This is a genomic window from Sphingomonas sp., from assembly GCF_031380695.1.
Taxonomy (GTDB): Bacteria; Pseudomonadota; Alphaproteobacteria; order Sphingomonadales; family Sphingomonadaceae; genus Sphingomicrobium.
Genome location: NZ_JANMWY010000299.1, coordinates 1 through 12768, shown reverse-complemented (window position 1 = coordinate 12768; position 12768 = coordinate 1). Strand labels below are relative to the sequence as shown.

Sequence of the window (12768 nt, the reverse complement as noted above, 5' to 3'; positions counted from 1 at the left end):
GCCCAGATCAAGGGCGTCGGCTTCACCGGTGCCAGCGAAATCTCGCTTGACGGCGCGGTCAAGGGCGGCAAGGCGATCGACCAGGCCGGTCCGCAGGGCTGCCCGGTCATCCCGTCGGGCTCGGGCGGGCTCGGCGCGCTGCTCAACTCGGCGCCGGAACTGCTCGACCGCATCCAGCGGTTGACCGAACGGCTGACCGAATTGCTCAGCGACAAGAACCAGAATTCGATCGCCGACATCCTCGATAATCTCGACCGGACGAGCAAGGTGCTCGCCGACCGCTCGCCCGACCTCGCCAATGCGATCGGCGAGGCGCAGGTCGCGGCGAAGAATGCCGGGCTTGCGGCGCAGCGGGTCGGTATCCTCGCCGACAGCACCACTCGCCTTGTCAACGAGCAGGGCAAGCCTGCCGCGGAGGATTTGCGTAAGGCGATCGCCTCGGTCCAGAAGGCCGCCGACAACCTCGATTCGGTCGTGTCGGAGGCCAAGCCGGGCCTAAACAATTTCACCAAGTCGACCCTGCCCGAGGCCAATCGCCTGGTCCACGACTTGCGCGACCTGTCGGGCTCGCTGCAGGGCTTCTCCGAACGATTGAACCAGAACGGCATCGGCGGCTCGCTGGGGTCGCCGAAACTGCCCGACTACAAGCCTGGAAAGTCCCGCTGATGCGCGCCCGTTCGCTCCGTCCACGCCTGCTCCTTCCCCTCGCCGCCGCGCTGGCGCTCGCCGGCTGCTTCGGCGGCGGCAAGGTGCCCGCCACTCTACTGACCCTGGCCCCGGCCGCGCCGCCGCCTACCGACATGGCGCGCTCGGCCAACAGCGGGGAGACGGTCACGATCGACGTGCCGGTCACGCCCAAGTCGCTGAAATCGCTCCGTGTTCCCGCGCAGACCGGTGACACCGCGATCGCCTATATCAAGGATGCGCAATGGGTCGACATGCCCGAGCGGCTGTTCCAGCAACTCCTGTCCGAAACGCTCAAGCGCACCACCAATCGCGTCGTCCTCGACCCGCACCAGTCGTCGCTCGACCCGGGGATTAAGGTCACCGGCCTGCTCGACCGCTTCGGCTTTGACGCTGCGGAGGGCGCGGTCGTCGTCCGCTATGACGCGGCCCTTTCGACCAGTGGCGGCAACCGCGTCGAGACCCGCCGGTTCGAAGCAAAGGAGCCGTCCGACGGCACCAAGGACAGCGTCGGCCCGGCCCTCAACCGCGCCGCCAACAAGGTCGCGGCAGACGTCGCAACGTGGATTGGCAGCCACGGGGGGTAGGCGATCCGCCGACGTCTTCTCTGGTCGAAGCCGGACATTCTCCAGTCCTTGACCACGTCCCGATCCAAGCTATGGTGCCGGGGCGAGACACTCAGGAGCAGGCGATGGCGACGTGGGAATTCAAGGGTCGCGAGCTCGTCAACTGTTCGTGCGACTATGGCTGCAGTTGCCAGTTCAACGGCCTCCCAGACAAAGGCCACTGCTACGCCGTTGCCGGCATTCAAGTCGACGAAGGCCACTTTGGAGAAACCCGGCTCGATGGCTTGCGCGTCGGCGCAATCTTCAAGTGGCCGGGGCCCATCCACGAAGGTCACGGCGAAGCCCTGGCATTCGTCGATCGCCGCGCCAATGATGCCCAGCGTGAGGCACTGCTCAAGATCATGACCGGGCAAGACACCGATCCGTTTGCCACGATGTTCGCCGTATACGCCTCGACGATCGAGACGATGCACCCGCCCGTGTTCACGGACATCGAGCTTGAGCTTGATATCGACGGACGGCGCGGCCGAATGAAGATTGAGAATTATGTCGACATGACTGGCGAGCCCCTGCGTAACAAGGTGACGGGCGAAGAATCGCGAGCGCAGATCCGTCTTCCTGCCGGATTCGAATATGAGGTCGCCGACATCGGCAGCGCGTCGAGCCGAACGACTGGCCCGATGACACTCGAGCTGAGCGATACCTATGGTCAGTTCGCGAACATCCATCTTAACAGTCATGGTGTCGTCCGCGCCTGACCGTACGCCCCTGGCGGAACGCCTTGTTCAACATGAGCGCGCTGCGGTCGTTGCATCGATCGCGCTACTCACTGCCTTGGCTTCGGGTTGGACCGCCTCGGGCGCAGGCCTCGGGATGGACGCAATGGCTCCGGCCCGAGGCACCAGCCTTCTGATCCTGGTCGCGATGTGGTGGGTGATGATGGCGGCGATGATGCTGCCCTCGGCCGCGCCCGCAGTGCTGCTCTACGGTCGTATCCGGCACCAGCACGGAAGCGGCGCCGGGATCGCCAGCTCGTGGGTCTTCCTGACCGGCTATATGCTGATCTGGCTCGGCGCTTCAGTGATTGCCACCGCGATCCAGCTTGCGGCCGCGCGGGCCGGCCTAATCGATCCGATGACCATGCGCGCGTCTTCCCCCTGGACTGCGGGAATCACGCTTATGGCTGCTGGGGTCTATCAGCTCACGCCCGCGAAAGATGCCTGCCTCTTTGCCTGTCGCTCACCCGCGGAATATCTGTCGCGTCATTGGCGTCCGGGGGTGTCAGGTGCGCTGCGGCTCGGGATGCACCACGGTGGCTTTTGTGTGGGCTGTTGCTGGCTGTTGATGGCGCTCCTCTTCGTCGGCGGAGTGATGAATCTAATGTGGATTGCGGCCCTCGCCGCGCTGGTCGCCGTGGAAAAGCTGTCGCGACGCGGACCGTTCGTGGGACGAGTTGCCGGTTTGACCCTGATCGCATGGGGCGCAACGCGAGTGGCTATTGAACTGGTTGCCACACGATAGCGTCCGTGTCCGCAACCGGGTCAAGCGGTCGTTCGATCGACAACCACGCCCACAGCCTCACCGCGTCGGCGGCAGCACGTCCGGCACTGGCTTGACTGGCGCCGGTTTCGACTTGGGCGCCGAGGTTGCCGCCGGGGCGGTATCGGTCGCGGTTGCCGCGCTCGTGGCCAGGCTGGCTTCGGGGGCGGTCGACTTGGGCTTGGCGCGCGGTTGGTCGAGGAGGGCGGCGATCACGGTCCCGTCGCGGCGGTAGACATCGTCGTAATTGACGATCGTCCCGTCCAATGTCGCGGCGGCGGTGAAATAGACGATGTAGACCGGCAGCGGCCTGGCGAAGCTCGCCTGGACCGTCTTCTTCGACGCCAGCGTCTCGTCGACCTTCGCGCTGTCCCACATGCCATTGTCTTCGGCGAGCAGAAGCCGCGCCAGCGTGCCGATCTGGTCGGTCCGCACGCAGCCGTGGCTGAACGCCCGCACCTCGCTGTTGAAGCGGCTCTTGGCGTTGGTGTCGTGGAGGTAGATGGCGTACGGATTGGGCATCACGAACTTCATCTGGCCGAGCGCGTTCGACGGGCCCGGCGGCTGGCGCCAGCGCTGGACCGCGCCGGTCTTGGCCTCCTTGACCGCGACGAATCCGCTCTTGCCGGCGACGTCCTTGCTGATGCTGGTCGGCACTTCCCACCACGGATTGAGGATGACGCCGGTCGCCACCGCACTCAGTTGCGGGGTTGGGGTCTTGATCGCTCCCGCGACGGCCTTGTGACGTGACACCGCCGCGCCGTTCTCGACCAGCGTCGCGGTGTAGGCGGGGACGTTGACGATGATGTAACGGCCGCCGAAATCGCGCGGCAGCCAGCGCCAGCGGTCCATGTTCAGGCGGATGACATTGACCATCGCGGCATTGCGCGGCTCGGCCAGCGCCAGTTTCAGCGCGCCATATTGTGGATGGGTCGGCAGCAGTCCGCGCAACGCATCGCCGATACGGTGCTCGGCCAGCGCGGCTTCGAGCAGCTTGCGCTGATGGTCGCTGTCGAGGTCGCGGTCGACGACGTGCCAGTCGATCCGGTCCTCGCCGCGGACATGGCCAAGGGCGAGATCGGCGGCGAGCCTGTTGAAACTGTCGGTCGCCGCGACCGCGAGCCGCGCCGGGTCGCCCGACTGGATCGCCGCCCCCAATTCGCCCGGCGCATAATCCTTGGGCGACAGTCCTTCGCTGCCGACCGCGGCGATGACCTGACTCAGCTCGATCGCATCGGCCACCGGCCAGAGGGGCGGCGGCAGGACGATTGGCGGCGGAGGCGGGACGACGGCTGGCGGCGGCGTGGTCGCGCCCGGCGTAACGGGTTGCGTCATTGTGGGCTGCGCGGCCGCGCCCGGCGCAGGCAGGGGGGCGATCGGGTCGACCCTGGCCTGCGCCAGCGCCATGCCGCCACTGGCCAGCGCGAGCAGCGCGACCATCATCCGTGAACTCGATCCGACCGCCATTTGAAACCCTCGCCCATACGCTTTGACCCGGATGCGTCCGGTTCGTCCGCTGCACCGGCGAGGGCATACACAGGATGAATGACCCTCGCCAGTCGCGCCCCGGCCACAGTCGCGGCCCTTTATCGCGGCTGCCCGCGCCGCGCCAACCAATCGTTAAGGCTCCTCGGCTAGGCCGGTTCGACCAGTGGGGAACGACGATGGGCTTCTCTCTCAGTGGCGCGATGATCCCGCGCCGGGTCAAGCGATTGTTCGACCAGCGCGGAGAGCAGCGCGTCGAGCCTGAGGATGATCGCGCCGTGCTCGGCTGGCGCGGCAAGCACGAACAGGTCCTGCTGTGCAATATCTCGCCGGGCGGAGCGATGATCGCGTTCGACCGCATCCCGCATATCGGCGAGCGGATCACGCTGCAGATGATCGACCATGGCGAAGTGGCGGGGCAAATCCGCTGGGTTCGCGACGGCCGCATCGGCATCAACTTCTCGACACCGCTGGAGCTGGGCTGATGGAGATGAGTTTCGCTGCGATCAAGGCGCGCATTGCCGAGGAGGTCGAAGCCGGTGAGCGCCGCCGCGCCTCACGAGTCGACGTCGGCATCGACGCGCGCGTTCGGCCGCTGGGCGAGGAGGGGTGTGAGGCGACCGTGCTCAACCTGTCCGACACCGGGTTCATGGCGACAAGCGAAGGCGATTATCGAGTGGGCTCGCGCATCTGGCTGATGGTGCCGGGGCGCGATCGGCGCAATGCGGTGGTCAAATGGGTCGCCGGGCATCGCTTCGGCGCCGAATTCGCCGAGCCGAGGGCAATGGTGAAGCTGCTCTAGCGCCCCAGCGCCGCCAATAGGCGCGGCAGGATGCCCGTGACGATGCGCTTGACCCCGGCGAAGGTCGGGTGAACGCCGTCGGCCTGCTGCATCCCCGCTTGTCCCGCCACCCCGTCGAGGAAGAAGGGGTAGAGCGCCGCCCGATGCGCCTTCGCGAGGCCGGGATAGATCGCGTCGAACTTCGCCCGATAGGCGGTGTCGAGATTGGGCGCGGCGCGCATGCCGGCGAGGAGCACCGGGATGTGGCGGCGGTCGAGCTCGGCCAATATCGCGTCGAGGTTGGCGCGGGTAATCGCCGGATCGATCGTCCGCAACATGTCGTTGCCGCCAAGCTCGACGATGGCGAGATCGGGCGTGCGCGGCAGTCCGTCGAGCGTCCACCCCAGCCTTGCGCGTCCGCCCGTGGTCGTATCCCCGCTGACCCCGCCGTCCGCCACCGTCGCGGCGATTCCGTGGCGGCGCAGCGTCGCCTGCAGCTGCGGCGCAAAGCCGAGGCCGCGGTCGAGGTTGTAGCCGGCGGTGAGGCTATCGCCATATGCTAGGATCAACGGCTTCGCGACGGGCGCGGCGGATGCGGTTGACCCGGCGACGGCGAGCAGCAGGACGGGGAGAAAGCGCATCCCCCGCGATTAGCCATTGTCGCGCCGCCCCGCTATCCCCACTTGGCTGCCGCATGACCGACCCGCTGATCGACCTCGCCGACGTCCGCCTGACTCTCGGCCAGGGCGACGCGCGCACCGACATCCTCAAGGGGGTCTCGCTGACCCTCCTCCCGGGCGAGACATTGGCCCTGCTCGGCCCCTCGGGATCGGGCAAGAGCAGCCTGATGGCCGTCGTCGCCGGGCTGGAGCGCGCCACCAGCGGCTCCGTCCGCCTGCTCGGGCAGGACGCCAGCGCGCTCGGCGAGGATGCGCTCGCGCGGATGCGCGGCCGCGACATCGGCATTATCCTGCAGTCATTCCAGCTGCTGCCGACGATGACCGCGCTGGAGAATGTCGCCGTCCCGCTCGAACTGGCCCGCGTCGCCGATGCGCGCGGACGGGCGAAGGCGGAGCTGGACGCGGTCGGGCTCGGCCACCGTCTCGGCCATTATCCGGCGCAGCTGTCGGGCGGCGAGCAGCAGCGCGTCGCCATCGCCCGCGCCACCGCCCCGCGCCCGCGCCTGCTGCTGGCCGACGAGCCGACCGGCAACCTCGACACGGCCAATGGTGCCGCGATCATCGAGCTGCTGTTTGAACGGGCCAGCGCGGCCGGGGCCGGGCTGTTGGTCATCACCCACGACGCCGCCGTCGCCGCGCGCGCCGGGCGGCGGATCGAGATGGCCGACGGCCAAACGCGCCCGGAAACACCCAATTGAGCGAGGCCCTGCGCCTCGCCCGGCGCGACCTGCGCGGCGGGCTGGCCGGGCTCGGCCTGCTGTGGCTGTGCCTCGCCATCGCCGTCGCCGCGATCGCCTCGGTCACCAGCCTCGCCTCCTCGATCGACGGTTCGATCGCTAGCAACGGCCGCGCCCTCATCGGCGGTGATCTCGTCGTCCGTTCGGCCCAGCGCGAGGCCACTGGCGAGGAACTCGCCGCGCTGGCCAAGCTCGGGAGGGTATCGAAAAGCACCACGCTACGCGCCATGGTCAACGGCCCGAACGGCGCCATCGGCCTATCCGAACTCAGCAGCATCGACCCCGCCTGGCCGCTCGCCGGAACACTCGACCTCGCCCCCGGCGGCACCCGCCCGCACGGTCGCCAAGTCGCCATCGGCCGCGAGCTGGCCGACCGCCTCGGTGTCGCGCGCGGTGCGTCGGTGCGCATCGGCTATGCCGACTTCACCGTCTCCGCGATCGTCGAGAAAATGCCGTCGATCTCGGGCTTCGCCTTCGCTCCGCCGGTGCTGGTCGACCCCGCCGGGCTGGCCGCGACCGGCCTCGTCCAGCCGGGTAGCCTGACCAGCAACAGCTATCGCATTCTCCTCCCCGCCAGCACCGACCCACAGGCGGCGGGCAAGGCGTTCCAGGCACGCTTTCCCGATGGCGGCTGGTCGGCGACCGACCGCAATGACGCCGGGCAGGGCACGCGCCGGTTCATCGACCGGGTTGCCGAATTGCTGCTGCTGGTGGTCCTCGCCGCGCTGGCGATCGGCGGACTCGGCATTGCCAGCGCCGCCGCCGCGTTCGCCGAATCGCGCCGCACGACGGTGGCGACGCTCAAGCTGCTCGGTGCCCCGCGCGCGACGCTCGCAGCGATGCTCGCGCTGGAGGTTGCGGCAGTCGCGCTGATTGCGGTCCTCGCCGGGCTGGCGCTCGGCGCGCTCGTTCCCGCCCTGGTCGGCCAGCTCGCCGGGGCCAGCCTGCCGATAACGCTCGACCCCGCCCCGCAATGGCGGGCGCTGGGCCGGGCGGCGCTGTTCGGCACGCTGGTTACCCTCGCCGCCGCCTGGGGCCCGCTCGCCGCCGCGATCGGCACCCGCCCGGCGACCCTGTTGCGCGGCGATGTCGGCGGGGAGGGCGCGCGCCGCGTCTGGCTGGTCCCGCTCGTCGCCCTGCTCGCCGCCGCTGCACTCGCCATCGCCAGCGCGACCGACCCCAAAGTCGCCGCCAGCGGCCTTGCCGCCATCGTGATCCTCGCTGCGCTGTTTGCCGGCATCGGCCTCGCCATCCGCCGCGCCGCCCGCAGCCTGCGCCATCGCGGCGGCCCGGTCACCCGGCTCGGCATCGCCGCGCTCGACCGGCCGGGCGCGGCGACGGTGCGCCTCTCGGTCGCGCTCGGGCTCGGCCTGTCGCTGCTGATCACGCTGGCGACGGTGGCGCAGAGCCTGCTCCGCACGATCGACGACGACATCCCGACGCGCGCCCCGGCGCTGTTCCTGATCGACCTCCCCGCCGCCCAAGAAGCCCGCTTCCGCGCCCTCGCCGCCCGCACCGCCCCCGGCGTCGACCTCCGTCTCGTCCCCGCGCTGCGCGGTCCGGTCACCGCGATCAACGGCGTCCCCGTCGCCAGCTTGACCGACATTCCCGAAGGCGCGTGGATCCTGCGCGGCGACCGCGGGCTGACGTTTGCCAGCACCCTCCCGCCCGGCAATCGCCTGACCGCCGGGCAATGGTGGCCCGCCGATTATCGCGGGCCGCCGCTGATCAGCCTCGACGCCGACGCCGCCACCGCGCTCCACCTCCGTGTCGGCGACAGCATGACCGTCGCCGTGCTTGGCCACCCGATCACTGCGAAGATTGCCTCATTGAGGGCGATCGACTGGCGCTCGATGGGCTTCAACTTCGCGATCATCTTCGCCCCCGGCGTGCTCGAACAGGCGCCCTACAGCCTGATGGCGACCGCCTCCCCGCCAGCCGGCGCCTCGACCGCGCAGCTCGAGCGGACTCTGGCCAGCGACCTGCCGATGGTCAGCGCGATCCGCGTCGCCGATGTCATCGCGCAGCTGCGCAGCCTGCTCGTCGCGCTCGCCGGGGCAGTGCGCATCGCCACCGGGGTAACGCTGCTGCTCGGCGTCGTCGTCCTCGCCGGCGCAGTCGTCGCCACCCGCCGCGCCCGCGCCCGTGATCTCGTCCTGCTGAAGCTGGTCGGGGCCTCGCGAGGCACCGTGCTCGGCACCCAGCTGGTCGAATTCGCGCTGCTCGGGACGATCGTCACCATCGCCGCGTTTGCGACCGGGCTCGGCGCGGGGAAATTGCTGCTCGGGGCCAGCCTCGACTTGGCGTTTCGTCCCGACTGGCTCCCGCTGGCGGCGCTGGCGATCGGAGCGATCGTCGTCACCGTCGGCACCGCGCTCATCGCCGCCATACCGGCGCTGACGGCCCGACCGGCGGCGGCCCTGCGCGCCCTCTAAGCCGCCGCCAAATCGTCACAGCATTGCAACTTTGGGCAGGTTTCGGCGTTGAATTGCGCAGGAAGGACTTCATCCGATGACGACGATCCCCAGCCTGAGCGACCTGCGCATGACGCACGATCCCGCCGGTCGCGGCTATCATGCCGTCTATCGCGAACAGCAGGTCAATCACTGTCCCGGCTGCGGCCGCACGCACTGGATCATCGGGCGAATCTCCGCCGAATGCGCTTTCTGCACGACCGCGCTGCCACTGGCCGAAGCCAGCATGCGCGCACATAGCGCCCCCATCATCCTCCATCGCAACCGCCATGCGCCGGCATGGGCGGCCTGAAGGCTATTTCGCAAGTCTGACAGGCACCGGGACATTGCAGAGTTCAACCCCGCCGGCGGGACGAATGTAGAAATCGTCTCGCCGGTTCGCGCGTTTGCGGACATAAGCGGCGAAGGTCGCGCTGCCCGTGTCGATCACCTCATATGTCGGCCGCTCAGCCACCGGCATGTCCGCTGCCAGCCGCGCCGACGCGATCGGTACTTCGCTCGACCGTTCCTTGTAGAAACCCAGCGCCTCGGTCCCGCGCGGCAGGCTGCTCATCGCCTCGATCCCGCTGATCACCCGCCCGACGACCGCGATCACCCGGTCGAGCTGGCGCGGCGCCTGGCCGATGACGGCGTAGAGCTCTCCGCCGGTCCCGGTATCGGGCGACAGGTTGCGACCGACGCCGACGTAGCCATAGCAATGGGTCAGATTGACGCGCCCCGCCTGCACCGCCACCGGCCAGCCATCGGCGAACCCGGCGCGCGGGGCATAGCTGTCGCGATACGGGAACGGCGTGACCTTCAATTCCGCGATCGCGCGGTCATATTCGGCCGGCGGCTTGGTGACGATCCCGGCGGGCAGCTTGAGACCCTCGTTGTGCCCCCACTGCACGACATAATTATCCTGCACGCGATAGATCGCCGCGCCGTCCCACCATTTCGCCCGAGCGAGCGTGCGGATGTTGGCGACATGGACCGGGGCGAAGCCCGGCGCGAGCTGGATCACGACCCGCGCGCCCGACTTCAGGTCGACCACCAGCAAATCCTCCGCCGGGATCGCCCGCCATGCCGACGCCGGCGCTTTGCCGACGATGTCGGTAGGGGTCACATATTTCGGGGCAGGGGCAACGGTTGCGAGCGTGGCAATGATCAGCATTTTCATGGCGCCACTCTAGCCTGACTTTCGCGCCGCTGGCGAGGGCGCTAGGGTCAAACCATGTACCTTGCCACTCTCATGCTGCTCGGCTCCGGCGAGTTGGGGCGCGAGTTCGCCATTGCGGCCAAGCGCCTCGGCTGCCGGGTGATCGCCTGCGACCGCTACGCCACCGCCCCGGCAATGCAGGTCGCCGACGCCTGCGAAACCTTTTCGATGCTCGACGGCGGCGCCCTGCGCTGGGCGGTCGAGAAGCACCGCCCCGATCATATCGTGCCCGAGATCGAGGCGATCGACACCGCTACGCTCGCCGATCTGGAGCGCGAGGGCTGGCAAGTCGTCCCCTCCGCGAAGGCCGTGCAGCTGACCATGAACCGCGACGGCATCCGCGATTTCGCTGCGAAGGAACTCGGCCTCACCACCTCGCGCTACGTCTTCGTCGAAAGCCGCGCGCAGGCCGTTGCGGCGGGTGCCACGGTCGGCTTCCCCTGCGTCGTCAAGCCGGTGATGTCCTCGTCGGGCAAGGGCCAGAGCGTTGCGCAGACGCCCGACGAACTTGCCACCGCGTGGGACTATGCCGTCGCCAACATGCGCGGCGACCGGGCGCGGGCGATCGTCGAGGAGTTTATCGCCTTCGACAGCGAAATCACCTTGCTGACCGTCGCGACCAAGGACGGCATCCTGTTCTGCCCGCCGATCGGTCACCGCCAGGAAAAGGGCGATTATCGCGAAAGCTGGCAACCCGCCGCGATGAGCGCTACGCTGCTCGCCTCGGCGCAGGAGCAAGCCGCGAAAGTCGTCGGCGCGCTCGGCGGATACGGCCTGTTCGGGGTCGAGTTTTTCCTCGCCGGGGACCGAGCGATTTTCTCCGAACTCAGCCCGCGCCCGCACGATACCGGCATGGTCACGCTGATCGGCCAGTCGCCCAACGAGTTCGAGCTGCACCTGCGCGCGATCCTCGGCCTGCCGATCCCGGCGATCACGCTGGCCGGCCCGGCGGCGTCGGCGGTGATCCTCGCCGACCGGGCGAGCAGAAGATTCGCCTATGAGGGTGTCGGCGAGGCGCTCGCGCTCGGCCGCGCGGGCGCGCCGGTCGACCTGCGCCTGTTCGCCAAGCCGGAGGCGCTGCCCAACCGGCGGATGGGCGTTGCGCTGGCGCGGGGCGAGACGGTCGAGCAGGCCGTCACGATGGCGAAAGCAGCCGCCGCAAAGGTCCGCATCCACTACCTTGCATAATTATGCAAAATCCTGCATAAAGCGCAAATGACCTGCGCTGCCATCCTCGGCGCCTCCGGCTATGTCGGCGGCGAACTCCTCCGCCTCCTCGCCGCCCACCCGGGGATCCAGGCCGGATCATTGTTCGCCTCGTCGAACGCGGGCCAGCTGGTCGAGGCGGTCCATCCCCATCTCGCGCTCGCCTATCCGGGCCGGACCTTCGCCGCCTACGCGCCCGGCGCACTGGCCGGAGCGGACCTCGTCTTCGCCGCGCTCCCTCATGGCGAAACGCAGAAATTGGCCGACGATTTCCTCGCGTGCGGCGCCAAAATCGTCGATCTCGGTGCCGACTTCCGCCTCGACAGCGCAGACGAATATGAGCGTTGGTACGGCGAGTCCCACACTCGCCCCGACCTGCTCGGCGAGTTCGTCTATGGCCTGCCCGAGTTCCACCGCGAGGCGATCCGCGCCGCGCACTACGTCGCCGCCCCCGGCTGCTACCCGACCGCCGCGACCCTCGCCCTGCGCCCGCTGATCGACGCCGGCCTTGCCTCTCGCGACGGGCTGATCATCGACGCCGCCTCGGGCGTGTCCGGCGCCGGTCGGGCGGCCAATGCCGGCACCCATTATTGCGCGGTCGAGGGGTCGCTGCGCGCCTACGGCCTGCTCGGCCACCGCCACACCGCCGAAATGAAGCTGATGCTCGGCGGCGAGCCGTTGTTCACCCCGCATCTCGCACCAATGAGCCGCGGCATCCTCGCCACCTGCTATGCTACCGCGACCGGCAGCGGCGATCCGCTCGTCGCATTGCGCGACGCCTATGCCGACGAACCCTTCGTCCATGTCGGCACCGTCCCGCCCGAGACCAAATGGGCCAGCGGCAGCAACGCCGCCTTCGTCGCCGCGCGCCACGACGACCGCACCGGGCGGATCGTCGCCATCGCTGCGATCGACAATCTCGGCAAGGGCGCCGCCGGCCAGATGATCCAGTGCGCCAACCTAATGCTCGGCCTCGACGAGGGGGCAGGGCTCGCCAACTGTGGAATATATCCATGAGCATCACCGCCGCCGAAGGCTTCGTCGCGTCGGGCATGCACGCCGGGATCAAGCCCGCCAAGCCCGACCTCGCCCTGATCGCCACCGACGACGGCCAGCCGGTCCCCTGCGTCGCGGTCTTCACGCGCAACAAGTTCACCGCCCCCCCGGTCGACGCCTGCCGCGACCGGCTCGCCGCCAACGGCGGTCGCGCCGCGGGGGTAATCGTCAATTCGGGCAATGCCAATGCCGGCACCGGCGATCCGGGCCGGGCCGATGCCGAGGCGATGTGCGCCGCCGCCGCCGCCGGAGTGGGCTGCGATCCGGGCGACATGCTGGTCTGCTCGACCGGGCTGATCGGGATCGCGCTTCCGATCGACAGGCTGACCGATGCCGCGCCGCGGCTGGGCCAGCGGTTGTCG

Annotated in this window: 15 protein-coding genes; 12 read left to right on the top strand and 3 right to left on the bottom strand. The window is 69.0% G+C overall.

Annotated features, from left to right (window positions below; all coding sequences use genetic code 11):
* The 4 genes from RMN84_RS10825 to RMN84_RS10810 form a co-directional block, all read left to right on the top strand.
* On the top strand, positions 1–666 hold a 666-nt coding region (locus tag RMN84_RS10825; protein WP_309612183.1), incomplete at its 5' end, for an MCE family protein.
* Positions 666–1271, top strand: coding sequence for an ABC-type transport auxiliary lipoprotein family protein (locus RMN84_RS10820; RefSeq protein WP_309612182.1), 606 nt, complete (start codon positions 666–668; stop codon positions 1269–1271). The genes RMN84_RS10825 and RMN84_RS10820, both read left to right, overlap by 1 nt.
* A gap of 104 nt (positions 1272–1375) precedes the next feature.
* Positions 1376–2008 carry a DUF1326 domain-containing protein gene (locus tag RMN84_RS10815; RefSeq protein ID WP_309612181.1) on the top strand — a complete coding sequence of 211 codons (633 nt, stop codon included), beginning with the start codon at positions 1376–1378 and terminating at the stop codon, positions 2006–2008.
* Between the two features lie 115 nt (positions 2009–2123).
* Positions 2124–2771, top strand: a complete 648-nt coding sequence (locus RMN84_RS10810; protein ID WP_309612180.1) for a DUF2182 domain-containing protein — start codon at positions 2124–2126, stop codon at positions 2769–2771.
* A 57-nt stretch (positions 2772–2828) separates the two neighbouring features.
* On the opposite strand, the gene RMN84_RS10805 is transcribed toward RMN84_RS10810, so the two are convergent.
* A complete protein-coding gene (locus RMN84_RS10805; RefSeq protein ID WP_309612179.1) occupies positions 2829–4232 on the bottom strand; it encodes a L,D-transpeptidase family protein in 1404 nt (467 codons plus the stop codon).
* Between the two features lie 221 nt (positions 4233–4453).
* Between RMN84_RS10805 and RMN84_RS10800 the strand changes: the two genes are divergently transcribed.
* On the top strand, positions 4454–4759 hold the full coding sequence (locus tag RMN84_RS10800) for a PilZ domain-containing protein (protein ID WP_309612178.1): 306 nt from the start codon (positions 4454–4456) through the stop codon (positions 4757–4759).
* Entirely contained in the window at positions 4759–5076 is a 318-nt protein-coding gene (locus RMN84_RS10795; protein WP_309612177.1) for a PilZ domain-containing protein, read from the top strand. The genes RMN84_RS10800 and RMN84_RS10795 overlap by 1 nt, the downstream gene beginning before the upstream one ends.
* Here RMN84_RS10795 and RMN84_RS10790 read toward each other — a convergent pair.
* Entirely contained in the window at positions 5073–5696 is a 624-nt protein-coding gene (locus tag RMN84_RS10790) for an arylesterase (protein ID WP_309612176.1), read from the bottom strand. The two genes, RMN84_RS10795 and RMN84_RS10790, sit on opposite strands and share 4 nt — an antisense overlap.
* Before the next feature lie 53 nt (positions 5697–5749).
* Between RMN84_RS10790 and RMN84_RS10785 the strand changes: the two genes are divergently transcribed.
* The 3 genes from RMN84_RS10785 to RMN84_RS10775 all read left to right on the top strand — a co-directional run bounded on the left by RMN84_RS10785 (position 5750) and on the right by RMN84_RS10775 (position 9238).
* The gene (locus tag RMN84_RS10785) at positions 5750–6433 is read left to right on the top strand and encodes an ABC transporter ATP-binding protein (protein ID WP_309612175.1); all 684 of its coding nucleotides are present in this window, start codon (positions 5750–5752) and stop codon (positions 6431–6433) included.
* Positions 6430–8907 (top strand): FtsX-like permease family protein, encoded by a 2478-nt coding sequence (locus RMN84_RS10780; RefSeq protein WP_309612174.1) that lies wholly within the window; start codon positions 6430–6432, stop codon positions 8905–8907. Before RMN84_RS10785 ends, RMN84_RS10780 begins: the two co-directional genes overlap by 4 nt.
* A 76-nt stretch (positions 8908–8983) precedes the next feature.
* Positions 8984–9238: a hypothetical protein gene (locus RMN84_RS10775; protein WP_309612173.1), complete on the top strand. Its 255-nt coding sequence runs from the start codon at positions 8984–8986 to the stop codon at positions 9236–9238.
* 3 nt (positions 9239–9241) lie between these two features.
* Here RMN84_RS10775 and RMN84_RS10770 read toward each other — a convergent pair whose 3' ends face one another.
* A complete protein-coding gene (locus tag RMN84_RS10770; RefSeq protein ID WP_309612172.1) occupies positions 9242–10105 on the bottom strand; it encodes a peptidylprolyl isomerase in 864 nt (287 codons plus the stop codon).
* A gap of 54 nt (positions 10106–10159) precedes the next feature.
* Here RMN84_RS10770 and purT point away from each other — a divergent pair, with 54 nt between their 5' ends.
* From purT to RMN84_RS10755, 3 genes are all read left to right on the top strand, one after another.
* Complete coding sequence (purT, locus tag RMN84_RS10765; RefSeq protein ID WP_309612171.1) at positions 10160–11332, top strand: formate-dependent phosphoribosylglycinamide formyltransferase; 1173 nt, start codon at positions 10160–10162, stop codon at positions 11330–11332.
* A gap of 27 nt (positions 11333–11359) precedes the next feature.
* Entirely contained in the window at positions 11360–12367 is a 1008-nt protein-coding gene (gene argC, locus RMN84_RS10760; RefSeq protein WP_309612170.1) for an N-acetyl-gamma-glutamyl-phosphate reductase, read from the top strand.
* Positions 12364–12768: bifunctional ornithine acetyltransferase/N-acetylglutamate synthase (locus tag RMN84_RS10755; protein WP_309612169.1), on the top strand; the 405-nt coding region annotated here is incomplete at its 3' end. The genes argC and RMN84_RS10755, both read left to right, overlap by 4 nt.